We start from the raw sequence: 24871 nt of genomic DNA on the forward strand, positions 1-24871 counted from the left end.
ACGGGCATCTCTTTTAAATACGGCGTAACGGCACAGGCCGTTTGCGACCTGCGCTCCAGCCCTACCCTCAAGTCGGGCGAAAAGCATCGCCTCCGTGGCACCGAGATCATCATTATCGACCGCCAGCCCCTCTGGCACGACAACCTGCCCCGTAAGGGCTGCGAGAAAGGACCAACCAGAGGATACTGATGGCCAGAAAAAGACCGGGGAAAACATCGCCGAAACGTGTATAGAGGCTGTTCCCTGCCCCCAGGCCGGCCCGGGCCACGGTCACCGCCTTCTTGAACAGCGGTGTTTCTCCCTGCACCCTGCCGGAAGGGGTGATAAAGGCCGAGATTCCTGTATTGGTAGCCCGGGCGACCCAGATCCGGTTTTCGATGGCCCTGAAGCGGGTCATGGCCAGGTGCTGATCCGGTGCCGAGGAGCGCCCGAACCAGGCGTCATTGGTGATGTTGACCAATAGATCGCTCCCCTTTCGCACATAATTGCGGGCCAGTTCAGGGAAAATCCCCTCGAAGCACACCAGTACCCCAATCTGATGATCTTTCATGGACAAGGGGCTGACCGTGCCGGGAGAAAAATCCCCGATCCCCGCCACCAGCTTGTCGATGAAGGGGAATAGTGATTTCAGTGGCACATATTCACCGAAAGGCACGAGATGGATCTTGTCGCTGCGCCCGAGGTTCTCTCCGGACGGGGAAAGAAGAAAGGCGCTGTTCAGATATCTTTGCCGTCCATCAACCGTTTCAACGGCCGGACTGCCGAAGAGGAGATAGGCGCCCGTCTCGCGGGCGGTGTCCCGCACTTTTTCGACGAGAGGACTATTTTCCTGAAAGTAAAAGGGCGTGGCACTCTCGGGCCAGATAACAAGGTCCGCTCCTTTGGCCTGTGCTACGCCCAGGGAGAGCTCTTCGTAGATGTCGACAGTCTCGCTTCGATAGACCGGGTTCCATTTGAGGGACTGATCAATGTTGCCCTGGGCCAGAGCTACGGTAATCGTATTCTCCCTGGCCTCCGGATTGTTTTTGAGGCACTTCTGTCCGTATCCCCAGTTCAGAAGAAAAAGAACCAGCGTGCAGACCACCGCCCTCCTGGGGAAGAAGTGCTTCTTACCGTTTTTGCAAGCCGCAGCAACGCGGGCCAGGGTGGCGTTGCAAAGAACCAGTAGAAAACTGATCCCGTAAACCCCGAAAAGATCCGCCGACTGGATGAGGACCAGATGGTTCTGTTGGGAATAACCGATGGTGGCCCAGGGGAAACCGGTGAAAAGAAACGAGCGCAGAAACTCCAGAGCCGTCCACAGCACGGGAAGAGTCAGGGGCAGGGGGTAGTCGAGTTTGTTTTTCAGTCGGCAGGCCGCCCAGGTGGCGGCGCCCCAGAAAAGAGACAGATACAGGACCAACAGCACATAGGCGGCGAAGGAAAAGAGCGGATGCATCCGTCCATAAGTGGTCATGGCGATGTTCAGCCAGTAGAGGATCACCGCGAAGAATACCGCCCCCGCAACGAATCCGCTCCGATACGGTCGCCTTTCCATGGTTAAAAAGAGTGGCACCAGGGCGAACCAGGCGAGACTCTCCAAGTCGGCCCAGGGAAAGGCCAGCGCCAGCAGTAGCCCGGAAAGGGCTGCGCCTAGGGTTGTGCGGTCAGGCAGAAATCGGGACATGCTTCAAGGGTTCTTTCGAGCGGAAGTCGGCGGGTTGCCTGGATCTGGCCGGAGGTGATGCTGGCAATCGCGCCAAGCTGGATGAAATTAACGGAAAATCCAAAGATGAAGCAGAGGGTGTGGAGCAAAACAGTCAGGCGGACCTTGGCATCGGGATGCACTTCACCAAGTTGATTGATGGATAGAATCCCGGCGGTAAACGCTATCCAGTAAGTGACGTCTGATGCTTGCTGTGGCAATCGGTTATCCTTTGACCAACTCTTTGAAATAGGCGATCGTTTTCTGGCTGGCCCAGTCGATGGCGCCAATAACTTTTTTGTCGACTGTGCCGTCTTTGCGGATGATAAAGGACTCGGGGAACCTGTAAACGCCGTATTGTTGCTGCACTGTCCCCTTGTCATCATAAAGAACGGTGAAATCATGCGGATTGTTCTTTAAAAATACCGGCACGGTAGAGCGGCCGTCTTTTTCGGTATTGATCGCCAGCATGACAAAATCTTCACCTGCCATGATCTTGTTGAGTTTCTCCATCGAAGGCATCTCTTCCTTGCATGGCGGGCACCAGGCCGCCCAGAAATTCACCATAACAACCTTGCCGCGCAAGTCAGACAGGCTGACTCTGTTGCCTTTTGTATCTTCGAGCTGAAAGTCAGGGGCGACATCGCCGGCAACCACTGCCATCGTAACCACCGTCGTCGTTGAAGGAAGGTTGGAATAAATGTAGACTCCACCGCCTACCAACACGAGCAAGACAATCAAGACCAAATAACGCATAACTGACCACTTTCACTGTTGAAGGATATTTCGTCATGAAAAGTTGCGATATCTAAATCGGGTCTTTTCATGCATGATCGAAGCAGCTAACAACGGCCACGCTGCTTACTTCGTCACAACCGTCTGATCAATTATTTCGAGCAGTGCATTCAGCGGTTTATAACCAGTGGCGATCTGTCCATTCGGCAGAATCAGGGCCGGGGTACTCCGGATACCAAGAGATTTTGCGACGGCCAGGTTTTGTTCGATGACCTTGCTTTCGCAGCTTGCTTCCGGGATCTCTTTCTTGGCAAAGGCGGCTTCGAGTTGCTCCATCGACTCGTTGCAGGCGATTGTTTCCGCAACTTTTTTCGAGCTCGGCTTGATCGGCATTAATTTGATCTGAAACAGCAGGTCAGAACGTTTTTCAACGGCTTCTTTCATTACCTCGTGGAGCTTGACGCAGTAGGAGCAGTGGGGATCGGTGAAGACGATGATCTTCTTTGCCGCCTCCGGGTTGCCGAGAAGTAACGCATCGTCGGTTGGAATGCGAGACAGATCAACCGGGTTGAGTTTTCGGTAGCTTTCTTCGGCCAGGTTCTTCCTGTCTTTTAACCGTATGATGTTGCCACTGACCAGGTAGGACTTGGAGTAGTCAAGATATAGCGGCATATTCTGGTTATTTACTTTCATACCGATTTCCCAGAATCCGGGCATTTCAGCCTGTTCTACAGACAATAATTCACCTTGAAAACCGGTAAAAATCTCTTTCGCCTCGGTCTTTGTTAACGTGTGGCAGCTACGACAGTCTGCCTTTTCTGAGCTCAACTGTTTGAATGCACCTGCCGGTGAAACGAAGAGAAAAAGGCCAAACATAAAATAAATAGTAATTCGCATTGTACTCCTCCATATCCTGTTGAGTTGTAAAATTTGCGATAGTCGTTAGATTTCGATGGGGATAGGCGCTGGTCATTCTTCACAATCCTCATCATCTGTAAAGGCCGAGCAGCCAGCGTCGGGCGTCGTTCCCACAGGGCGTCCCCAAAGATTTTCTATCGGCAGGGAGAGGCCAACATCTAAGCTGTCGATCTCTATGATGCTCGGGGAAACGATCAGGGGGACTCTGGTCGCGTCGCTTCTGGCCAGGGCCATTTTGTTGCAGAACAGGAGAAACTTCTCCCTGACAGAGAGCTTTGCCGGATGGTCCGGTTCCTGCTCAAAAAGCCCGAGCATATCTGCAACGTTGATCATAGGACCCGGATTCCGGAGAAGCCTGGCAAGCCTGGCTTCATCCGTGGAATTTTTGGCGATGGGGTAGAAGGCCGTCTCGGTTGCGGCCTGCGGGTCGTTGAGGATTTTCCGGGCGGCCTCCTCGCAGGCCGGACAGGTCGGGGAAAAATAGACCTTGACCGAGGCCTCGGCGGATCCGTAGATCGGCCAGGGTGAAAAGGCGACTTCCTTGACAACCGCAAGGCCGACAAAGAGGAAAAAAACCGACCAGAGAAGGCCGGTCCCGATCAGAACCTTCCGCCCCGGTAAGTCCAGACCGAACACGGCGAAGAACGCCGTCAGCCCTATCAGTAAGGCAACCACATGGCAGTTGGAGCAGGGCCAGAGGAGGGATTGGTAGATGAGAAACAGGGTGTCGAAGAGCAGGGCCAGTCCGACGGCAACCGACAGCAGCAGATGGGCACCTCGCCTTGGATACCAAAGAGTCAAAAGAAAAATCCCCAGAAATCCGGCGAAACCGTAGATGTAAAAAGAGAGGCCGAACAGCCCGTATCCCGCATAGATTTCACATCCCCGGGTGCCACAAAACAGCTCCGCCCCGGCAGCATTCAGCAGACAATAGAACCCACCCAGGAGGCTGCAAACCAGCAACGCAACCTTCGCCTTGCTCAATTTGTCGATGTGCATACCTTTTTCCTTGTTTTGTACTGTCTCGAGCAATGACGCCGGTTACTACAGGCCGTTCGAACAGGGTGGGAACTCAAGGCGGCCAGGAAACCCCGGGCGGGGAGATGGGCGAGTCGGTACCCCAGTAGTTGCCCGCCATCTGCACATCGTCCGGCACCTCCTCGCCGAGCACCACGGCGTAGCGGTGGTTGCCGACGATGTTGTTCCCCTCTATGCGATACTCGCTGGGATAAGAGGTGATGAAAATCCCCTTTTCATTGTCGGTGATGAGATTGTTGCGAATCACCGGGGCGCCAAATTGGAAACGGATAGCGGTACCGTTGTCGCGAAATGGATTGTTACGGATGAGGAACTCGGTGGAGTTGAAACGCAGCCCGAACAAGTTGTTCACGATCCGAGACGCTTCAATGACGGCTTTTGAATTGTGGCTGTGAATGGCGCTGTTGGCCTGGGTGATGCGGACAAAACGGAAGCGGACCTCTGGGCTCTCGCGCAGGTTGATTCCGCCCCAGCTCCCGGCAGGCGCATCTGGATCCACGAAGCGGAAGGTGATAGGTTTCTCGGCGGTTCCTTCGACGATGAGAGTTCCCCGGACGATCAGTTCGCTGCCTGGAAAGTTGGGGCGTGGGGTGAAAAGATCCTTGCCTTCGGCAGGCGGCAGAAAAAACACCTCGGTACCGGGGGCAATGACCAGTCGTGCCTCCTCCTCCAGGCCCAGGTCACCGTCGATGGAGACAGTCCCCTGCCAGCGGGTCTCGCCAGAAACGACACCGGACAGCGGAGCGGCTCTCCCCTGGGGAGAGATGGCGCAGGAGGCCAAAAAGCTCAGCCGCAACCCCAGGAATGCTATTTTTACAGTCATTCGCATGTTTTCAAATCTCCTGACCTTCCTCAGCCGGTTGCCGGAAACCACTGGAAAAGGTAACCCGTAAGCCGGGCATAATAATCCAAGAAGAGCATCGCCCCGACCAGCATCATCATGACCCCGGTGCAGATTTCCACCAACCGGATATGTTTACGGAAGCGTTTGAAGGCGGAGAGAAAACTGTGAAAGAGCATGGCGGAGACCAAAAAGGGGATGCCCAGCCCAGCCGAATAGACGCTCAGTAGAACCACCCCTTTTCCGGGGCTCCCGCTGGTACCAGCGGCCAGGGCCAGAATGGCGCCCAGGATCGGGCCGATACAGGGGGTCCAGCCCGCGGCAAAGGCCACCCCCACCAGGAAGGTTCCCATAACCCCCTTGGGCTTGTTGGGGATTCGGACCCGCTTTTCCCCGAGCAAGATTCCGAAATGGAACAGGCCGCTCAAATGAACACCAAACAGGAAGATGAGAAGCCCGCCGCCTATCCGCAACCACTCCAGGCCCGCACGGACGGATGACTGAAAGGCGTGGGAGGCCAGCCCGGCAATCGCGCCCAGAGTAACAAAAACGGTGGAAAAACCCAGGATGAAGACAAGTGTGTGGGACAGAACCGTCAATCGCGCCTTGACGCCGGGGTGGGCTTCCTGAAGCTGGCCGAAGGTCAAGCCGGTAATATAGGTGACGTAGGAAGGGATCAACGGCAGCACGCAGGGGGAGGAAAACGAGAGCGCCCCTGCGGAAAGTGCGATCCAGAAGGTCAGGTCGGTGCCGGTTTCCATGCTTTCACTCCTCAGTCTGTCTGTTGCCGGCTACCGGCATAGACGGGAATTCGCAGATCGGACTTAATCGCGCCTTGGGCCGGAATGACGACATACCCGCGGAAACGGTTCTGGCCGGGCCTTGAGGTCAGTTGGATTTCCATGACTGTACTCTGCCCTGCAGGCAACCTTCCTTCAGACAGCTTCACAACCAGATCGGGAGAACTGGTCTGCACGTTCTCCAAGCGAAGATCGCCATCGGATTGGTTTTTCAGGGTCGCCTGGGAAACTGCGGTTTTTCCCGTTGTGACCGCCCCCAGGTTGATCTGGGCCGGCACCACGGAAAGCACCTCCCTAACGATCCCCTTGACATGCAGTTGCATGACCGACTGCGCCGGGTCGTTGCTATAGAGGGAAATAGTCTTGGTCACCGCACCGCGGAACCGGGTGCTGTCAAAATTCGCCTGGAGTTCGCCGCTCTCGCCCGGAGCCAGCGTCTTGGCCGACAACAGGGCAGCAGTGCAGCCACAAGAACTTTTCACTTTTTCGATCAACAGCGGTTCATCGCCCTTGTTGCTGAAACTGAAAGTGTGACCGACCTTTTCGCCCTGGGGAACCTCCCCGAAATCGAAGGTTGGTTGCTCGACCACAATTTGGGGCGCAGCCCAAGCATGACCGGCCAGCAGGCTCGCAAACAGGATGAGACCGGCGATAAATTGACGCAACATGATCGTCTCCTTTCTTTATGTAAATTTCATGGTTCTGGTAGTTACTGTCAGCCTGGAGTGCGATATGCAGTCCATAACAGGCAGAACACCCCGAGCACGATACCGCAATCTGCAATATTGAACGCCGGCCAATGCCAGCTTCGCCAGTAAAAGTCGAGAGAGTCGACGACATAACCGCGTACGACACGATCGAAGCCGTTGCCGAGCGCACCGCCCAGAACCAGACTGTAGCCGAGCGCCTCGGCCCTAGGTCGCGGGCGGCACAGCATGAATATTAGAACGATCGACACGCCAAGGGTTATCACGATAAAAAAATAGCGCTGCCAGCCGCCCGCATCGGCGAGAAAGCTAAACGCTGCCCCGGTGTTCCAGACATGCACCAGGTTGAAAAATCCGGTCAGCGGAATGCTCTGGCCGTAGTACATCAACGTCGAAACGGCGAGCTTGGTGAGCTGATCGGCCGCCGCCACACTTATCGCCAGGGCCCACCAGCGCCAGGCAATGGCGGTAGCACTCGTGCGCGGGTTATCAACAGCCATCATGTTTCTCCGCGTTCAGGTTCATTTACGCAGCAGACGCAGGCCGTTGAACACCACCAGCAGGCTGGCACCCATATCGGCGAACACCGCCATCCACATGGTCGCATGGCCGGTGAAGGTCAGGGCGATAAACACCGCCTTGATCCCCAGCGCGAACGCGATGTTCTGCGTGAGGATGCCCGCAGTGGTGCGCGACAGGCGTAAAAAGGCCGGCAGCTTGCGCAGATCATCGTCCATCAGCGCCACATCGGCGGTTTCTATAGCGGTGTCGGTGCCAGCGGCGCCCATGGCGAAACCGATATCGGCGCGCGCCAGCGCCGGGGCATCGTTGATGCCGTCGCCGACCATGCCGACGGTGCCCGTCTGATCGAGCAGCGACTCGACCGTCTCCAGCTTCTCTTCCGGCAACTGGTTGCCGCGCGCCTCGTCGATGCCGACCTGCCCGGCTATCGCCTCAGCAGTATGCGGGTTGTCGCCGGTCAGCATCAGCGTCCTGACGCCTAGCGCATGCAGCTCCGCGACCGCCTGACGACTGTTCTCCTTGACGGTGTCCGCCACCGCGAACAGCCCCAGCACCTCACCCTGGGTCGCCAGCATTACGGCGGTCTTGCCCTGCCGCTCCAGCTTGTCGAGCCGTTTTTCCAAAGTCGATGTCGTCAGCCCCAGTTCGGCGATCAACCGGTGATTGCCCAGGTGATATGTCTGGCTATCAATCACCCCGCACACGCCGCGACCGGGGATGGCGGCAAAGTCTGCGACATCCGGGATCAGGTCGGCTTCCAGTGCTGCGCGGGCGATGGCTTGCGAGACCGGATGGTCGGAGCGGGTCGCCAGGCCGGCAGCCAACCGTCGCACGCTCTGCTCGTCACCGACGAGCAGAGCGAAATCGGTCTGCTCGGGCTTGCCGTGGGTGATCGTACCGGTCTTGTCCAACGCCAACACGGCGAGCTTGCGGCCGCCTTCGAGATAGACACCGCCCTTGATGAGAATCCCCTTTCGCGCCGCGGCCGCCAGACCGCTGACGATGGTCACCGGGGTGGAGATAACCAGGGCACAAGGGCAGGCCACCACCAGCAGCACCAGTGCTTTGTAGATCGCGTCGATCCATGTCGAACCGAAGGCGAGCGGCGGGATCAGGGCCGTGGCCAGAGCGACGGCGAAGACCGCCGGGGTGTAGACCCGGGCGAACTGGTCAACAAAGCGCTGGGTGGGGGCGCGGCTGCCTTGCGCGGCCTCTACGGCATGGATGATGCGCGCCAGCGTGGTGTTCGCGGCGAGCGCCGTCACCCGATACTCGAAGGAGCCGGACTCGTTGATGGTGCCGGCAAACACCGGGTCGTTTTCACTTTTTTCCACCGGCAGACTCTCGCCGGTGATCGGCGCCTGATTGACGGTCGAACTACCCGCGACGATCTCGCCGTCCAGAGCGATCCGTTCGCCCGGCTTCACCCTGACCACCGTGTCGAGCGCGACGCTTTTCGCCGGGACCTCCTCCCAACTACCGTCCGGCTGACGCACGGTCGCCGTCTCCGGGGCAAGGTCCATCAGCCCGCGGATGGCGTTGCGCGCCCGGTCCAGCGATTTCGCTTCGATGATCTCCGCCAGCGCGAACAGGAACATGACCATCGCCGCTTCCGGCCACTGGCCGATCAGCATCGCTCCGGTCACCGCGATCGACATCAGCGCGTTCATGTTCAGGTTGCGGTTGCGCAGCGCGATAAAGCCTTTCTTGTAGGTGGCCAGGCCGCCGCTGAAAATCGCCAGCAGCGCCAGCGCGGCAACCGCCCAATGAAAGCCGCCGTTCCACCAGTACACGATCTCGGAGGCGGTGGCCGAAACACCCGAGACGAGCATTGGCCACCAGTTGGTTTTGACCGGGTCGGCCGGCGCCGAAACATCCCCGCCCACCGCCCCGCCCTGGACCTGCGCTTCAAGGCCGAGCGACTTCAGCGCTGCCAGTATCGAGGGCAGCGCCTCGGGCGCATGTTGCAGCGTCAGGGTGCGCTGGACCAAATTGAAATCGAGTTCCACGACACCGGGCATTCCGATCAGTTTGCCGCGAATCAGACCCTCCTCGGTGGGGCAATCCATCTTGGCGATGCCCAGCACCGTGGTCTGTCCCGCCGGAGACAGGGTGTCGCGGACCGCCTGCATGCCGATGGCGGCCAGCGCCTCTACCAGCGGCTCCGGCGATGGCAGTCGGTGGGTCACCGCAAGGGTACGCTGCACCAGGTTGAATTCCAGCTCCGCCACCCCGGGCAGCCTGCCAAGCTTGTCGCGGATCAGCGCCTCCTCGGTGGGGCAGTCCATATTCTCGATCCGGTAAACCACATGGCTTTCACCCGAACCCAGAAGCTCGGGGGAGGATATTGAAGCGCTCGGGCAACCGCAGCCATCGGATGTGCATCCACTCATCGGCAACTCCTTTTGGGAAATATTTCTATATTTCTCTGTTCTCTTGATTATTTAGCACCCTGAAGTTACTATAGAGTCAAGTCCGATAAAGTTCAAAAGGAGCTTTGCCCCGTGAAACCGGAAATGAAAATTGGAGAATTGGCCAGGCGAACCGCTTGCCGGGTGGAGACAATCCGCTTCTACGAAAAGAAAGGAATGTTGCCGCCACCTCCGCGCAGTACCGGCAACTACCGCCTGTACGGCAAAATGCATGTCGAGCGCCTTCTTTTTATCCGCCGCTGCCGTTCGCTCGATATGACGCTTGACGAGATCAGGCGGCTTCTGCAGATCCGCGACACGCCGCAGGACGACTGCTCCGCAGTCAGCGCATTCCTCGATGGGCATATCCGGCAGATCGGCGTACGCATCGCAGAGCTGCAGCAGTTGAGGAATCAACTTGATTCTCTACGCCAGCTCTGCAGCGGAGCTCAAACTGTTGCACAATGCGGGATTCTGCAAGAGCTCGACTCATCAGGATTTGCCTCAGACTGATAGAGTGTCACGCCGTTTTTTTCCGTGATCATCCCACCGGAAGCCCATGCACCAATCCGCTACAACGCCAATGAAAATAGAATAGTCCCTTTGCCCCAGGACACGACAACGGAGCTGAACCTCATCGGACTAAGATTTACCTCTTTGCGGCCACTTGTTCTGCCAGCTCCGCTTCAATCATCTGCGCAAAGCCGGTGATGTTACGCTGTTGCAGAAGCCGGCCGTTGATGAAGATCGTCGGAGTTCCGCGCACGCCAACCTTCTGCCCTTCCTGCAGGTCCGCATTGATTACCTGCTGCAGAACCGGATCGTTAAGATCCTGATCAAACCGCGCCATATCGAGACCAAGCTATTCGGCCAGTTCATGGATTTTTTGCGGATTCAGTTTGTTGTAATTTTCAAAAAGCAAATCGTACAGTGGCCAGAATTTTCCCTGCCGCTCTGCGGCAAGCGCCGCTGTAGCTGCAGCACGGGAATTTTTGTGCATTCCCAGGGGGAAATTCTTAAACACCAGTTTGACTTTACCAGGATAGGTTTCTAAGACCTGCTTGAACAACGGAACGGCCCGGGCGCAGTAGGAACACTCAAAATCATCAAAAACGGCAATCTCTATCGGAGCTTCAGGCGCACCCAGAAAAGGCGTCCCGGCGGTCTTGAGCGACACCACCGGTTGCAGTGCCAGCAGAGTCATCTGTTAGCGCTAAGCAACAGGGTCAGTATGACGAGCAGGCTTTTCATCATGACCTCCATTTTGCCGGATATAGAAAGATGTAAGAAGTTTTTATGAAAACAATGTACGTTCAACCTTCAAGCTCGTAATCGAATAAATGCTCCAGGGAAAGACCATGGCTCAGAACCTTTCCCAAGAGCGATCGGCTTCATAGGGAGTGGGGCTCATGAAGTCAGTTCCATAAGCTCAGCTTGGTGCCGTGAAAGGGGGGCTTGGTAGTCACGGCAAACTGCTTGCCGCGCTCGGCACACTCGTAAAACCCCTCTCGGACTTTGTATCTGCGAAGTTGCCAAGCTTTCTTCCCCTGGCAACGGGGACAAACGGGGCATGGGGCCAGGTAACGGATTCAAAAAACGCCCGGCAACTCCCTTCGTCCTGGAAGTGACAGCGTAACACCTCAAAATTCATGACCTTCCCCCCCCCTCCCCACTTAATGAAAAAAGGACAACATCTGCGAACGACAGAATATGTCACAACGTTTTTTTTTGGGTTATAGGCCCGAAAACAAGTGCCCCCTGTCCAGCCAATGTCACCCAGACCGTGTGGAAGGAAGGAGCGGTCGTTCTCAGTGACTATTTCAGCTCAGTCACCTTGTAAACCCTCTGCGGCCGGGCCTCCGGCATGGGTTTCAAGTGTAAGTCCGATCAGCACCTCACCTATTGCAATTGAGCAAGCAGTGATTTTTCTCTGCCTTACCCCTCGAGAGACTGCTCCAAATCCCGCCACAAATCCTCAACATCTTCGATACCCACGGACAGCCGCAACAGGCCTGCGGACAGACCAATGCTCGCCTTGACATCATCGGGCACGGCGGCGTGGGACATGGACCAGCAATGGGTGAGAATGGTTTCGACCCCCCCGAGACTCGGGGCGATGATAGGCAGGCGCACCCGTTTCAGCAGTCCGGCGACTCGGGCGGGTTCGCGCAAGATAAAGGACAGCACTGCGCCCGGCCCGGAAGATTGCGCGAAATGCCGCGCCCGGTGCGGAAAATCGGTCAGTCCCGGATAGAGAACCTGCTGGACAGCGGGGTGCTGGCTAAGCCGTTCGGCCAGCACCCCGGCACCGGCCTGGGCCGCTTCCAGGCGGATCTTGAGGGTCTTCATGCCTCGACTGAGCAGAAAAGCGTCAAAAGGTGCCAGTACGTTGCCGGCGGCATTCTGGTAATGTTTCAGGCGCCGGGCCAGATCGGCATCGGCGGTGACCGCCAGGCCGGCCAGCAGATCGGAATGCCCGCCGAGAAATTTGGTGGCGGAATGGACCACCACGTCAACGCCCAGTTCGAGAGGGCGCAGCAAGAGCGGCGTCATGAAGGTATTGTCGAGGATGGTCAGCAGGTTGTGATGCTGGGCCAATTCCACCATGGCCCGCAAACTGGTGATGCGGAACAGGGGATTGGAGGGCGTTTCGATGAAGATGGCCCGAGTCTCGGGGCGGATCGCCGCCGCAAACTTCGCGGCATCGGTGGTGTCGACAAAATCGACGGTGATGCCCTGCCGCGGCAGGACGGTACTCAGATAACGGTAACTCCCACCGTACAGATCCGATGAAGCCAGCAGATGGTCGCCGCTGTCGAGCAGGGCCAGCGCACCGGCAATCGCGGCCATACCCGAGGCATAGGCAAAGCCGGCCGTCCCGCCTTCCAGCAGGGCGATGGCATCTTCGACCTGCTCCCGGCTGGGATTGCCGCTGCGCGCATAATCGTAAGCCCCATCCCGGCCGCCATGCTGATGGTAGGTGGAGGCCGTATAGATGGGCACCGTCGCCGCGCCGGTAAAGGAATCTCGGTCCCGGCCCTGATGCACCAACAGGGTGGCGGGACGCAGGCCATCGGAATGGTTGCTTGAATAGTCAGTCATGTAGATACCTCGCCAAGAAAAAAATCTAACGCACTCACACTCAGCAATCAGCCTTCCAGCGCCTGGGCCAGGTCGGCAATAATGTCCTGAGGGTTTTCAATGCCGACCGACAACCTCAGCAGACTTTCACAGATGCCCAGCCTCAGTCTTTCAGGCTCGGGGATGTCGGCATGGGTCTGGACCGCCGGCAGGGTCATGAGGGATTCGACACCGCCCAAGCTCTCGGCAAAGCTGATCAACCGCAGTTTTTTGAGGACCTGGCGCGCGGTAGCTGGCGAATCGACCCGGAACGAGAGCATGCCACCAAAACCGCGCGTCTGCTCAAGGGACAAGGTATGGCCGGGATGGCCGGGCAGACCGGGATAATAAATCTCCTTCACCCGAGGATGCCCGTGCAGCCAATGTGCCACTTCCAGGGCATTCCGGCAGTGCCGCTCAAGGCGCAACGACAGAGTCTTGAGAGAGCGCAGCAACAGCCAGCAATCTTGGGGAGGGAGGATGGCCCCGGTGGAGTTCTGCAAAAAATAGAGCCGTTCGCCAAGTTCAGCGGTGCGGGCAATAAGCACTCCGGCACACAGATCGTTATGGCCACCAAAGTACTTGGTGGCTGAATAGACTACCACATCGGCACTGAACTCCAGGGGACGCTGCAACACCGGCGTCAGAAATGTGTTGTCAACGATGAACAGCAGGCCGTGGTTCTGGCAGAGTTCTCCCAAGGTTTGCAGATCGGCGACCCCCAGCAGGGGATTGCCGGGGGTTTCCACAAGCAGGGCGCGGCTCTGGGGCCGGATCGCCGCCGCCACCGCTGCCGCGTCGGTAGTATCCACATAACTAGCCATCACGCCGAGCTTGGCGAACACCTGGCCAAGAACCCGATATGTACCGCCGTACAGATCCCGGGAAACAACCAGGTGGTCACCGGCGGAAAAATGCAGAAACAGTGTGGTCAGGGCCGCCATGCCCGAGGCAAAAACCAGGCCGCGCGCTCCGCCTTCGAGGTCGGCCAGGGTTTCTTCCAGCACCTGGCGGGTAGGGTTGCCCGAGCGAGTGTAATCAAAGCCGGTGCTCTCCCCTACTCCCGGGTGCCGAAAGGTGGTGCTGGGATAGATCGGCAGGCTGATGCCGCCGGTATGAGTATCACGGCCGACTCCGCATTGCACCAGGCGGCTTTCCAGACTCAAATCCTGCTTGTTTTCTGTCATATTCTGCCCCTTTTTATTGCGCCGCATACAAAAAGCCCCTTCCTAAAATCACTGAGAAGGGGCTTCATCAAGACCAACCGTAAAAAGGAACGGTCCAGAGAAGCACCGTCCTCATCTTTCCCCCCAAACCCGCGGGGGCAGGAATTAGCACCTGACATTCGCACATCGCGAGCCGGTTGCTGTGGCATCATCGGGCCTGTCCCTCCGCCACTCTCCATAAAGACGCTGCTTGCTTTTACTATTCTTAAAAATCTATGCTGACCAACCCAGTTGTGTCAAGTATTTTTATCGGGCATCCAGTTAGTTTGTTTATCGTTTTCCTTGTTTTTCCTGGCGTCATCCCAACAAATCAGACCAAATATACTGCGAAAAAGCGCCTGTTGGGTATCATTCACCACAGGAGGGATTTTGCTTATGAAAAGGTCACGTTTTACCGATAGCCAGATTGCGTTTGCGCTTCTGCAGGCTGACATGACCTCCCCCCCCAAATAGGACGAGTCAAAACTGAAATTTTCGGGCAAAATGACCCTTTGGGAGAGGAGACGTTTTGCCATGAAGAAAACAAAATTCACCGATGAACAGATCGCGTTTGCGCTCAAGCAGGCAGAGCCAGGCACCAAGGTGGCTGAAGTTTGCCGGAAGATGGGTATCTCGGAAGCCACTTTCTACAGTTGGAAGAAGAAGTACGGCGGCCTTGGTGTCAGCGAACTGCGGCGGCTGAAGCAGCTTGAAGAAGAGAATCCGCAGCTCAAGAAGCTGGTAGCCGACCTGAGCCTCGACAAGCAGATGCTGCAGGATGTGCTGTCAAAAAAGTTCTAAAACCAGCCCAAAAGAGCCGCCAGGTGGATAGACTTGAACTGGCCTATCGTATTGGCAAACGCAGGGCCTGTGAGGTCGTGGGCCTGCAACGCTCGGTCTACTACTCGGTCTACTACTATAAATCGGTCAAGGATGATAGGGTTCTTCAGCAGCGTATCTGTGAGATTGCCGCGACCCGGATTCGTTACGGCTATTTGCGGATCCATGTGCTTTTAAGACGTGAGGGCTGGCACGTCAACCATAAGCGCGTCCATCGAATTTATTGTGAAGAAGGCCTGAACCTGCGACACAAAAGACCGAGGCGCCGCGTGGCGGCAGCCCATCGGGTGCAGCGGCCCGAAGTCTCTAAGATCGATCAGTACTGGTCCATGGATTTTGTGGCCGACAACTTGTTTAATGGCCGCCGAATCAGGGTCTTAACTGTCGTCGATAATTTGAGTCGTGAATGCCTCGCCATCCATGTGGATCGGGCAATTAAGGGGAAGCATATCGTTCAGGCCATGGAGAGGCTACGCCTTTTTACGGATCGCTGCCCTGAAAGGATTCAGGTCGACAACGGCTCGGAATTCATTTCCAAGGATCTGGATAAGTGGGCGTACGAAAACGGAGTCACTCTCGACTTCTCCAGGCCGGGAAAACCGACAGATAACGCTTTGATTGAGTCGTTCAACGGAAGCTTTCGCGATGAATGCCTCAACACCAACTGGTTTCTTTCAATTGACGATGCCAAGAAAAAGGTCGATGCTTGGCGGAGAGATTATAATGGGTTTCGCCCGCATTCATCGCTGGGAAATTTAACCCCGGCACAGTTCCGGGAACAACACGGAAGCCCGAAATCCCTACATTTGGTCTGTCCAGGTTACGGGTGAGGCTCACCCTGGCGTTACCCCCAGCCTAGTTTTGAGCGAACTGTGTGGTATTTATGTTCCCAGTTTGAGCTATCTTCGCATTATGAGTTCTTTGAAACCTATCCCCAAAAAAATTGAATGCAATTGGCGCTGCCTGCGAATTCCTTCAACTCACCCTTTATCAGATACAGAAAAGGGGTGTTTTGGCTGAGAGGTAAATTTCTTGCACCGAGCTATTACACTGTTAAAATTCAAGGGTTATGACCTAGAGAAAATAAAAAACCTGTCCCAGAGTCTCAGTGAGGTCGGTCCGCAGGAGGATATAAATGCCACGACGAATTGATTACAGAATCCAGGGTTTAGATTGCTCGGAAGAGGTGACGATCCTTCGGCGGGAAGTAGGGGGAAAGCCGGGAGTGATCGACTTGGAGTTCGATGTTCTCAATGCCCGGATGTCGGTGGAGTTTGACGCCGACGCGCTGTCCGCCAGTGAGATCGTTGCGGCGGTGGATGCGACGGGCATGAAGGCCACGCCTTGGGAGCGGCGCCTTGAGGGAGAAGAGGAACCGTTCTGGATCCGACACGGACGGCTTATTATGACCGCCGTGAGCGGCATGCTCCTGCTGGCAGCATTTCTCACACATTGGGTGATGCACGGCAACCTGTTGGATGCCTTTGCTGGCGGTCATGATGCCGAACACTCCTTTCCGTTGCCCGTGTATCTAATCTACCTCGGCTCGGTTGCTTGCGGCGCCTGGTACGTCATTCCCAAGGCCCTGCTGGCAGCCCGCCGCCTGCGGCCCGACATGAACTTCCTTATGGTTGTGGCTGTCGTCGGCGCAATCATCATTGGCGAGTTGTTTGAAGCGGCGACGGTGGCTTTCCTGTTCGCCCTTTCGTTGTTGCTCGAGCATTGGAGCGTCGAGCGGGCACGCAACGCGATTGGCGCGCTTCTGGACCTGTCACCTCCCACGGCCCGTTATCTATGCCCGGATCATGGAACTATCCACGAAAAACCTGTGGAGGACGTCCCCCTTGGCGCCATTGTCCACGTCCGCCCGGGCGAGAAGATTCCCTTGGATGGGGAGGTAGTCAAAGGCATATCCTCGGTGAATCAGGCCCCGATTACTGGTGAATCCATGCCGGTTTCCAAGCAACTCGGAGACGAGGTTTATGCCGGGACCATCAACCAGGACGGCGCGCTGGAGTTCCGAACCACCAGGGCCGCCAACGATACGACCCTGGCGCGGATCATTCACATGGTCGAAAGCGCGCAGTCACGGCGGGCGCACAGCCAGCAGTGGGTAGATCGCTTCTCCGCCTACTACACCCCGGCCATGATGATCCTAGCCGTTTCCCTAGCAGTTCTTCTACCTCTGCTGACGATGGCATCGTGGTCGGAAGGGGTTTATCGCGCTCTTGTCATACTAGTGATTGCCTGTCCATGCGCTCTCGTGATCTCCACACCGGTAAGTATCGTTTCGGCCCTAACGGCATCAGCCCGTAACGGTGTGCTAATAAAGGGGGGCATTTTCCTTGAGACGGCGGGCCGAATCAAAGTTCTTGCCCTGGATAAGACGGGAACACTCACACAAGGAAAAACGCAGGTACAGCAAATAGTACCTCTCAGCGGACACAGCGAACGGGAGCTTCTGGAGCGTGCGGCGGCTCTGGAGGCAGCCAGCGAGCACCCTCTGGCTCGCGCGATCCTGCAAAAGGCTCGCGAATTGGGCGTCGAAGTTATCCCGGCCGAACATTATCAGGCCATTCGTGGCAAGGGCGGAGAAGGTAGTATCGGTGGCAGGCAGTTCTGGATCGGCAGCCACCGCATGATGCATGAAAAAGGTCAGGAAACTCCGGAAATCCATGCTAAAGCGGAGGAACTGGAGGATGCAGGACACACCGTAGTCGCCATCGGCAACGACACCCATATCTGCGGGCTGATCAGTATTGCCGACAGCCTGCGTGAGAATGTTTCTCAAATCATCAAGGACATTAAAAAAGCTGGAGTGAGGTGGGTCATTATGCTCACCGGAGATAATCAAGGTACAGCCAAGGCCATCGCGATGGAGGCCGGCATCGATGAGTATCGATGTGAACTTCTGCCTGAGGATAAGGTAGAGGCAATTGGGCACCTCGTTCGAGAATACAAAGAGGTAGCCATGGTCGGTGACGGCGTCAACGATGCGCCGGCGATGGCATCGGCGACTTTCGGTATCGCCATGGGCGCGATGGGTACCGATGCAGCCCTGGAAACTGCTGACGTGGCGCTGATGTCTGACGATCTGTCGAAACTGCCGTGGCTAATCCGCCACTCCCGCCGCACCTTGCGGAATATCCAGCAGAACATCATCTTTGCCCTAGGGCTCAAGCTGGTATTCATTGTCTTGACACTGTTTGGCCTGGCGTCGCTTTGGATGGCAATCGCGGCCGACACTGGAGCCACCCTTTTGGTGGTTTTCAACAGTTTGAGATTGCTGAACAGAGCAAACTCAAACTGAACGACACCATCACTTAAGCTGTCCTGTGATTGTCATTCAGCCATACTTGGCCACAAAAATTGATTATCAGGAGGGAGAGTCAGTCCATTAAATCTCCCCTACTAGAACCGCTAGGTTTTGAATTGGGCTAGTTGGGGGCGGAACTCTTTGATTGACATGGCCCAGGCTTTTACTGACCAGAGCCTGGGCTTTATTGGGCACCTTCTCGGTGCCCTTTGCGATAATCTCAACATCTGGTGGCAGGGGCTGCTGGCCTCACAATGTTGTTCAAAAACATTAAAAGCCTACCTGCCCACTTGATTTTTGACCCAATTTCGGATATTAGTTACACATCTACCTACTAGGAAAAGCCCGATGCGTAATCCTGCTCTCCGAAAATTAATTTCATTGACCCTGGCGCTTGCATACCTGTTTTTAGGTGCAGGGGGCGCGAGCGCTCTAATCGCCTGCTATGAACCGGAGGGATATTCTCACGTTGAGTATAATCCGGCAGGTCAGTGCTACTCAAAATGTGACATCTCCACTACCCTCTCCAATGGCAGCATACCTACCCTCTCTCTTGAAGACGGGGCCATATCAACCTGCCAGGACGTCTCATTGTCCCAAGAGCTTGCTCATAGCTCTCACAAATTTTTTTATAACCTTCCTGTTCTTTCTCTGTCAGCTACTGCAACACCTTATTTCTCTCCGGCTCACCAGATACCCGTCCATCTCCTACACGCCCCACAGCCGCCGCCACAAACCCTGGCGGCACTGCGCACAATTGTCCTGATAATTTAATACCCTCCCCTGCTCATCTCTGAAAAACCCGCCGGTGACAGATCGCACCGTACCGGTATCTATCATTTTATTTTCACAATAAAAATAACTAACCTTGTTTGTCAGGAAGTTATCAGCTATCCACAAGGAGTGAAACCATGCGTTTTAGACTCTCTGTGCTGGTAGGCTTATGCCTTTTCACAACTACAGGAATCACCTGGGCCCAATCGGCCTCAGTGCCTCTTGTAACGCCTAAGGCCACCAGCACTAAGGACATTTCATTTAACAATCTCAACTCCCCCGACGAAAGTCATGTTGGGCTTACCCTGGCCGAGGCCTTGGCTCTGGCAATAAAAAACAATCCAAGTCTGGCCGCCTTTGCTGAAGAAATTCACGCTAAGAACGCCGCTGCTCTACAAGCCGGTCTGTTACCCAACCCCGATCTCGCTGTGGAAGTAGAAAACTTCTCGGGCGAAAACGAACTGGAAGGCTTTGATGGCGCCGAGATTACCATCGCCCTTTCTCAGATGGTCGAACTGGGTGGCAAGCGTGGCAAGCGTTACCAAGTTGCTACTATGGAAAAAGACCTCGCTGGCTGGGACTACCAAACCAAAAATCTTGACGTGCTCGCCAGCACTGCCAAAACTTTCATTCAAGTACTGGCCGCCCAGCAACGTCAGACCCAAACCGAAGAGTTGGTCCGGCTGTCTGAGCAGACCCTTGCTGCTGTTACCGCACGAGTCGAAGCTGGCAAGGTGCCGCCGTTGGAGCAGACTCGCGCACAGGTCGAGTTAGCCAAAACCCGCACCGAGGCGAACAAGGCCCTCCGCGAACTTAAAGCTACTCGGGAACGCCTAGTGGCTTTTTTGGGTACGGATCAACCTGAATTCCGTCAGGCTATCGGTGATTTGGCCATTATCAATCCTGTTCCCACCGAAGAGGAGTTTTTCTCCTTACTGAAAAACAACCCTGACCTGGCCCGTTGGGACACCGAAATTAATCAGGGCGAGGCGGCTGTCAACCTGGCCCGCGCTCAAGCCATCCCTGATCTGACCTTCAGTTTGGGGGTCCGCAACTTCCAGGAGTCAGACAGTAATGCTCTGGTGGCAGGTTTCGAGCTACCACTTCCACTTTTTGACCGCAACCAGGGGGGCGTCCGACAAGCCCGGGCAACCTTGGAGAAAGCCCGCCATGAGCGCCGGGCCGCCGAAACCGAAGCGCTGGCTGGCCTTGCCGAAGCCTATCAGAGTCTCTCCGCCTCTCACGCCGAGGCCACCACACTGCGGGATGAGATCCTGCCCGCGGCCCAGAGCGCCTTCGAAGCGTCTGAGTTCGGCTACCGAGAAGGCAAGTTCAACTTTCTGCAGATGCTTGATGCCCAGCGTACCTTGTTCGAGATCAAAGGGCAGTACCTACAGGCCCTGGGGACCTATCATCAGTCACGTATAGAAGTAGAGCGCCTGATCGGTTCGCCGCTGCACGACCTTCTGAAATCTGCAAACAAATAAAATATGATTTGAGGTGAATACATGAAGACCAGACCATTGATTATTACCGCATTTTTTGTAGGCGCTCTCGCCTTCGGAACTACAACATGGTGGCCGACACTTGCGGTGGGACAGGCCGAAACCTCTCATGACCACGAAAACCATGGGAAAGAAAAACACCAGGAAAACTTGTCTGCCAAGAAAAATGAAGACGACCATGCGGAGCCTGATCACAGCACCCACCAAGAAGAACAGGACGGGCATGAAAAGGACAGGGGCAATGAAGGGGATGAGGAGCACGGTGAAGACGTGGTGTCCCTGTCTGCTGCGGAACTCAAGGAGTTCGGCATCGAGCTGGCCATTGCCTCAACTGGCCCCCTTGACCAGTATGCAGAACTGCCAGGCGAGATCGTGCTTAACGCCGACCGCCTCGCCCATGTAGCCCCCCGGGTAGCCGGAATCGTACGCGAAGCAAAAAAAAGCCTTGGTGATTCGGTCAAGGCTGGTGACGTGATGGCAGTAATCGAAAGCCGCGAACTGGCCGATGCCAAGGCGGACTATTTGGCGGCCAGCGAGCGCCGGAACTTGGCCGGGGCCAATTTTAAGCGCGAGGAGCGGTTGTGGGAAAAAAAGGTCACTAGCGAGCAGGAATACCTCGATGCCCGCCAGGGTTTGGCCGAGGCGCGCATAGAACTGAATTCAGCAAAGCAGAAACTGCATGCCCTAGGCTTCTCTGACACCTATCTCAAGAAACTCCCTCGCCATCCTGATGCCACCTACACCCGTTACGAAATCCGGGCCCCTTTTGCTGGCACCATCATCGAGAAACACCTGACTCTGGGCGAAAGTGTTAACGAGGATTCCGAGACTTTCACCATCGCCGACCTCTCCTCGGTGTGGGTCGATATCAACGTCTACCAAAAAGACCTGGCCCAAATTCGCAAGGGGCAGACCGTAGTGATCCAGGTCGGCCATGGAATCCCTGAGGAGACCGGGGAGATCGCCTGGGTCGGTCCGCTGGTAGGTGAGGCGACCCGCACAGCCAAGGCTCGCGTGGTTCTCGCTAATCCCGACGGCACCCTGCGCCCAGGCCTCTTTGTGACCGCCCAAGTGGCGGTGGCCAACACGCCCGCTGGGATTGTCGTGCCCAAAAGCGCTCTGCAGACCGTCGAAGACCGTACGGTTGTCTTCGTGCAAGACGAAGATGGGTTCGAACCCAGACCGGTTCAGACAGGGCGGGAAAGCGCCACCCAGGTGGAAATCCTCTCCGGGCTAGAGGCCGGGCAGAGCTTTGTAAGCAAGGGGGCCTTCACCCTCAAGGCTCAATTGTCCAAGGGCGCTTTCGGCGACGGCCACAACCACTAAGGAGAGGTAAACTTCATGGAAAAAATGATCCGTTTTGTTCTACATAGCCGACTGCTGATGTGCGTGCTCGGCGTGGTGGTACTAGCGGCTGGCTGGTTCAGCTATAAACGGCTGCCGGTCGACGCCTTCCCCGACGTCACCCCGGCCCTGGTCCAGGTATTCACCGAAACCACGGGGCTTGCCCCCGAGGAGGTTGAGAAGTACGTCACCTATCCGGTGGAGACGGCCATGAACGGCCTGCCCAACCTCAAACAGATTCGCTCCATCTCCAACTTCGGCCTGTCGGTCATCAATATTTACTTCGAAGACGGCACTGATATCTACTTTGCCCGCCAGGTGGTAGGTGAACGACTGCAGATGGCCCGCGAGCAGATCCCCGAAGGGTTCGGAGAGCCGGAAATGGGGCCAATCACCACTGGCTTAGGGCAGATCCTTTTTTATGTTCTGGAGGATGAAACGGGCAACCGCACTCCGGAAGAGATGCGCGAGATCCAGGACTGGCTGATCAAGTTCAACCTGCAGACCGTCACCGGTGTGACAGAGGTACTCTCGCTGGGTGGCGAGGTCAAACAGTTTCAGGTGCAGGTGCGGCCTGCCGACCTGCTGCGCTACGACCTAGAGATCGGCGAGGTAGTGGAAAAAGTTGAGGCCAACAACGGCAATGTTGGCGCCCAGTTCTTAGTCAAAAACGCAGAGGAATACATTGTGCGTTCCGTCGGCCTGGCCGAGAAAATTGGTGATCTGGAGCGCATCGTACTCAAGGTTCAGGATGGCACGCCAGTCTATCTAGACCAAGTAGCTACGGTCTCCATTGGCGGCGAGATTCGCCGGGGCTTAGCCACCATGAATGGCGCCGGCGAGGCGGTGGTCGGCATGGTGCTAAAGCTGATCGGTACCAACACCTCCAAGGTCATCGCTGATGTCAAGGCGAAGATGACCGAAATAAACAACATTCTGCCTCCGGGGGTTAAGGTCATTCCCTATTACGATCAGGCCACCCTGGTCGCCAAATGCGTCAATACCGTCACTGACGCCCTTATCTTCGGGATTGTCTTGGTCGCCGCTGTGCTGCTCTTCTTTATGGGGGGATTGCGCCCCAGTGTGGTTGTCTCCCTCTCCATCCCTTTCTCCATCTTCTTCGCTTTCATCATGATGAAGGTCTTCGGCATAAGTGCCAATCTCATGTCCCTAGGAGGGCTGGCCATCGCCATCGGAATGATGGTCGATGCCACCATCGTCATGGTGGAGAACGTTGACCGCATGCTGCGCGAGGCCGATCCTGACGACTCTCGCATGGCGGTTGTGGCCCGAGCCTGCGCCGAGGTGGGAAGGCCGATTCTCTTCGCCATCGCCATCATCATAATCGTTTTTCTGCCACTGTTCACTCTGCAGGGGGTGGAGGGAAAAACCTTTAAACCGCTGGCCTACACCGTATCGCTGGCCATGCTCGGTTCTCTCCTCTACGCGCTATTGCTGGCGCCGGTCGCCTCGCAACTGCTCATGCGCCGACCGAAGAAGGTAGCCGAAGGCGAAGGGACCAAGGAGGCGTGGATCGTGCGCTGGCTCCTAAAGCCCTATCGTCCGGCGGTGAGTCTTTTCGTGCGCCGCCGCTCCCTGGCGCTGGGACTGTCGATCGCGATGTTGGTGGTCGGGGTGTTTATCTTTCCCCGACTCGGCTCGGAGTTCGTGCCGCGCCTCAATGAGGGGGATCTGTTGATCCGTGCCACCATGGCGCCGTCGATCTCCTTGGAGGAATCGAAAGAGACTATGCTGCGCTTCGAGAAACGTCTTATGGCCCGTTTCCCCGAGGTGACCCGGGTCGTGAGCCGCGTCGGGCGCGGAGAGGTCGGAGCACACGCCGACCCGGTCAACAGCGCGGAGGCCTTTGTAGGTCTCAAACCTCAGGATCAGTGGACTTCTGCGGAAACTTCTGATGAGCTCTACGCCTTGATCAGCGAGGCTTTTGAGGACTTTCCCGGGGCCCAGTTCAACGTCACCCAGCCAATCGCCGCGGCGGTGGACGAACTACTCACCGGAACAAAGGCGGAACTGGCGATCAAAATCTTCGGTTCCGACATGGAGATTCTCAAAGAGAAGGCCGCTGAGATTGAGGCGGTTATTCGGGAGATTCCCGGGGCCGCCGATGTGCAGAAGGATCAGGTAACTGGCACACCGCAGCTACGCATCCGTATCGATCGCAAGGCCATCGCCCGCTACGGCATCAACGTGGAAGATGTGCAGAACGTTATCCGCACTGCCGTCGGTGGAGAAACAGCCGGACAAATCTTTGAGGGAATCCGCCGCTTCGACATCTTTGTCCGTTTCGCGAAGAACGCCCGCGACGACAACGCAGCAATCAGGCATATCCTGATCGCTGCGCCCGACGGCGCCAAGGTACCTCTCGATCAGCTCGCCTCCATTGAGGAGATCGTCGGCCCGCGCCAGATCACGCGCGAGAACAACCAGCGCTTTATCACTGTGCAGACCAACGTGCGCGGCCGTGATATCGGTTCCTTTGTCGCCGAAGGGCAGCAGGTCCTCGCCGAGAAGGTGCAGATGCCACCAGGCTATCTGATCAACTGGGGCGGGCAGTTCGAACTACAGCAGCAGGCCAACAAGCGCTTGGCGTTGGTGGTGCCGGTAACTCTGCTGATTATTCTGTTTTTACTATTCATGAACTTTAACTCGCTCAAAAACACCTTCCTGATTCTGCTCAACATTCCACTAGCACTGGTGGGCGGGGTAGTGGCTCTATGGCTCACCGGACAGAACCTCTCGGTCCCCTCCTCGGTTGGTTTCATCGCCCTGTTTGGCATCGCCCTGGAGAACGGCATGGTGCTGGTCACCTATCTCAACCAACTGTTGCGCGACGGGTTGTCAATCGATGAAGCATCAATCCGGGGGCTTGCTTGCGCCTGCGGCCGGTGTTGATGACGGCCCTCACCACCGCCCTGGGGCTCATCCCCCTGCTTTTCTCCAGCGGCACCGGCAGCGAGGTGCAGCGCCCTCTGGCCACCGTGGTGGTCGGCGGCCTGGTGACCTCGACTATCCTGACCCTGCTTGTCATTCCCGCCCTTTATAAATGGTTCGCCGTCAAGGTGGAAAAAGAGGCCTGAGAAAGGAAAACTC

At 56.5% G+C, this 24871-nt stretch carries 17 protein-coding genes, 2 pseudogenes and 1 riboswitch; of the genes and pseudogenes, 6 read left to right on the forward strand and 13 right to left on the reverse strand.

The window, feature by feature from the left end:
* Positions 1–112: 112 nt before the first annotated feature.
* The 10 genes from lnt to A7E78_RS04525 all read right to left on the reverse strand — a co-directional run bounded on the left by lnt (position 113) and on the right by A7E78_RS04525 (position 9638).
* Positions 113–1666 carry an apolipoprotein N-acyltransferase gene (gene lnt / locus A7E78_RS04480; protein WP_072283108.1) on the reverse strand — a complete coding sequence of 518 codons (1554 nt, stop codon included), beginning with the start codon at positions 1664–1666 and terminating at the stop codon, positions 113–115.
* Positions 1633–1905, reverse strand: a complete 273-nt coding sequence (locus A7E78_RS14910; protein ID WP_145924843.1) for a hypothetical protein — start codon at positions 1903–1905, stop codon at positions 1633–1635. Before A7E78_RS14910 ends, lnt begins: the two co-directional genes overlap by 34 nt.
* 4 nt (positions 1906–1909) lie before the next feature.
* Complete coding sequence (locus A7E78_RS04490; protein ID WP_072283110.1) at positions 1910–2440, reverse strand: TlpA disulfide reductase family protein; 531 nt, start codon at positions 2438–2440, stop codon at positions 1910–1912.
* A 105-nt stretch (positions 2441–2545) separates the two neighbouring features.
* Positions 2546–3316: a DsbC family protein gene (locus A7E78_RS04495; protein WP_072283111.1), complete on the reverse strand. Its 771-nt coding sequence runs from the start codon at positions 3314–3316 to the stop codon at positions 2546–2548.
* A 72-nt stretch (positions 3317–3388) separates the two neighbouring features.
* Entirely contained in the window at positions 3389–4336 is a 948-nt protein-coding gene (locus A7E78_RS04500) for a hypothetical protein (protein WP_072283112.1), read from the reverse strand.
* A 73-nt stretch (positions 4337–4409) separates the two neighbouring features.
* A complete protein-coding gene (locus A7E78_RS04505; protein WP_072283113.1) occupies positions 4410–5204 on the reverse strand; it encodes a right-handed parallel beta-helix repeat-containing protein in 795 nt (264 codons plus the stop codon).
* Positions 5205–5227: 23 nt separating this feature from the next.
* Positions 5228–5977, reverse strand: coding sequence for a cytochrome c biogenesis CcdA family protein (locus tag A7E78_RS04510; protein WP_072283114.1), 750 nt, complete (start codon positions 5975–5977; stop codon positions 5228–5230).
* Positions 5978–5988: 11 nt separating this feature from the next.
* Positions 5989–6684, reverse strand: coding sequence for a DUF1573 domain-containing protein (locus A7E78_RS04515; RefSeq protein WP_072283115.1), 696 nt, complete (start codon positions 6682–6684; stop codon positions 5989–5991).
* A gap of 47 nt (positions 6685–6731) precedes the next feature.
* Positions 6732–7226 (reverse strand): signal peptidase II, encoded by a 495-nt coding sequence (lspA, locus tag A7E78_RS04520; protein ID WP_145924844.1) that lies wholly within the window; start codon positions 7224–7226, stop codon positions 6732–6734.
* 18 nt (positions 7227–7244) lie between these two features.
* Positions 7245–9638: a heavy metal translocating P-type ATPase gene (locus tag A7E78_RS04525; protein ID WP_072283117.1), complete on the reverse strand. Its 2394-nt coding sequence runs from the start codon at positions 9636–9638 to the stop codon at positions 7245–7247.
* A gap of 123 nt (positions 9639–9761) precedes the next feature.
* On the opposite strand from A7E78_RS04525, the gene cadR reads away from it, so the two are divergent.
* On the forward strand, positions 9762–10169 hold the full coding sequence (gene cadR, locus A7E78_RS04530; protein ID WP_072285046.1) for a Cd(II)/Pb(II)-responsive transcriptional regulator: 408 nt from the start codon (positions 9762–9764) through the stop codon (positions 10167–10169).
* 136 nt (positions 10170–10305) lie between these two features.
* On the opposite strand, the pseudogene A7E78_RS15305 reads toward cadR, so the two are convergent.
* From A7E78_RS15305 to A7E78_RS04550, 3 genes and pseudogenes are all read right to left on the reverse strand, one after another.
* Positions 10306–10860 (reverse strand): annotated as a pseudogene (locus A7E78_RS15305) (DsbA family protein).
* A 731-nt stretch (positions 10861–11591) separates the two neighbouring features.
* Positions 11592–12758 carry a trans-sulfuration enzyme family protein gene (locus A7E78_RS04545; RefSeq protein ID WP_072283120.1) on the reverse strand — a complete coding sequence of 389 codons (1167 nt, stop codon included), beginning with the start codon at positions 12756–12758 and terminating at the stop codon, positions 11592–11594.
* A 47-nt stretch (positions 12759–12805) separates the two neighbouring features.
* Positions 12806–13963, reverse strand: a complete 1158-nt coding sequence (locus A7E78_RS04550; protein WP_201258034.1) for a trans-sulfuration enzyme family protein — start codon at positions 13961–13963, stop codon at positions 12806–12808.
* A 108-nt stretch (positions 13964–14071) separates the two neighbouring features.
* Positions 14072–14186, reverse strand: a riboswitch (SAM riboswitch).
* Between the two features lie 329 nt (positions 14187–14515).
* Here A7E78_RS04550 and A7E78_RS04565 point away from each other — a divergent pair.
* The 5 genes and pseudogenes from A7E78_RS04565 (at position 14516) to A7E78_RS04585 (ending at position 24858) form a co-directional block, all read left to right on the forward strand.
* A protein-coding gene (locus A7E78_RS04565; RefSeq protein WP_418361391.1) for an IS3 family transposase occupies positions 14516–15651 on the forward strand; the annotation gives its coding sequence in 2 pieces (ribosomal slippage) (positions 14516–14771 and positions 14771–15651; 1137 coding nt in all).
* Between the two features lie 305 nt (positions 15652–15956).
* Positions 15957–18131, forward strand: a complete 2175-nt coding sequence (locus A7E78_RS04570; protein ID WP_072283124.1) for a heavy metal translocating P-type ATPase — start codon at positions 15957–15959, stop codon at positions 18129–18131.
* A 917-nt stretch (positions 18132–19048) separates the two neighbouring features.
* A complete protein-coding gene (locus tag A7E78_RS04575) occupies positions 19049–20398 on the forward strand; it encodes a TolC family protein (RefSeq protein ID WP_072283125.1) in 1350 nt (449 codons plus the stop codon).
* Between the two features lie 21 nt (positions 20399–20419).
* Complete coding sequence (locus tag A7E78_RS04580) at positions 20420–21742, forward strand: efflux RND transporter periplasmic adaptor subunit (protein WP_072283126.1); 1323 nt, start codon at positions 20420–20422, stop codon at positions 21740–21742.
* A 15-nt stretch (positions 21743–21757) separates the two neighbouring features.
* A pseudogene (locus A7E78_RS04585) lies at positions 21758–24858 on the forward strand (efflux RND transporter permease subunit).
* Positions 24859–24871: the final 13 nt, after the last annotated feature.

The sequence above is a fragment of the Syntrophotalea acetylenivorans genome, from assembly GCF_001887775.1.
GTDB lineage: Bacteria > Desulfobacterota > Desulfuromonadia > Desulfuromonadales > Syntrophotaleaceae > Syntrophotalea_A > Syntrophotalea_A acetylenivorans.

Excerpts from the sequence above, each read along its gene's own strand:
- A7E78_RS04495 (WP_072283111.1), bottom strand. The coding sequence starts at position 3,316 with ATGCGAATTACTATTTATTTTATGTTTGGCCTTTTTCTCTTCGTTTCA.
- A7E78_RS04580 (WP_072283126.1), top strand. The coding sequence starts at position 20,420 with ATGAAGACCAGACCATTGATTATTACCGCATTTTTTGTAGGCGCTCTC.
- A7E78_RS04490 (WP_072283110.1), bottom strand. The coding sequence starts at position 2,440 with ATGCGTTATTTGGTCTTGATTGTCTTGCTCGTGTTGGTAGGCGGTGGA.
- lspA (WP_145924844.1), bottom strand. The coding sequence starts at position 7,226 with ATGATGGCTGTTGATAACCCGCGCACGAGTGCTACCGCCATTGCCTGG.
- A7E78_RS04505 (WP_072283113.1), bottom strand. The coding sequence starts at position 5,204 with ATGCGAATGACTGTAAAAATAGCATTCCTGGGGTTGCGGCTGAGCTTT.
- A7E78_RS04550 (WP_201258034.1), bottom strand. The coding sequence starts at position 13,963 with ATGACAGAAAACAAGCAGGATTTGAGTCTGGAAAGCCGCCTGGTGCAA.
- cadR (WP_072285046.1), top strand. The coding sequence starts at position 9,762 with ATGAAAATTGGAGAATTGGCCAGGCGAACCGCTTGCCGGGTGGAGACA.
- A7E78_RS04510 (WP_072283114.1), bottom strand. The coding sequence starts at position 5,977 with ATGGAAACCGGCACCGACCTGACCTTCTGGATCGCACTTTCCGCAGGG.
- A7E78_RS04515 (WP_072283115.1), bottom strand. The coding sequence starts at position 6,684 with ATGTTGCGTCAATTTATCGCCGGTCTCATCCTGTTTGCGAGCCTGCTG.
- A7E78_RS04525 (WP_072283117.1), bottom strand. The coding sequence starts at position 9,638 with ATGAGTGGATGCACATCCGATGGCTGCGGTTGCCCGAGCGCTTCAATA.
- A7E78_RS04575 (WP_072283125.1), top strand. The coding sequence starts at position 19,049 with ATGCGTTTTAGACTCTCTGTGCTGGTAGGCTTATGCCTTTTCACAACT.
- A7E78_RS04500 (WP_072283112.1), bottom strand. The coding sequence starts at position 4,336 with ATGCACATCGACAAATTGAGCAAGGCGAAGGTTGCGTTGCTGGTTTGC.
- A7E78_RS04570 (WP_072283124.1), top strand. The coding sequence starts at position 15,957 with ATGCCACGACGAATTGATTACAGAATCCAGGGTTTAGATTGCTCGGAA.
- A7E78_RS04545 (WP_072283120.1), bottom strand. The coding sequence starts at position 12,758 with ATGACTGACTATTCAAGCAACCATTCCGATGGCCTGCGTCCCGCCACC.
- lnt (WP_072283108.1), bottom strand. The coding sequence starts at position 1,666 with ATGTCCCGATTTCTGCCTGACCGCACAACCCTAGGCGCAGCCCTTTCC.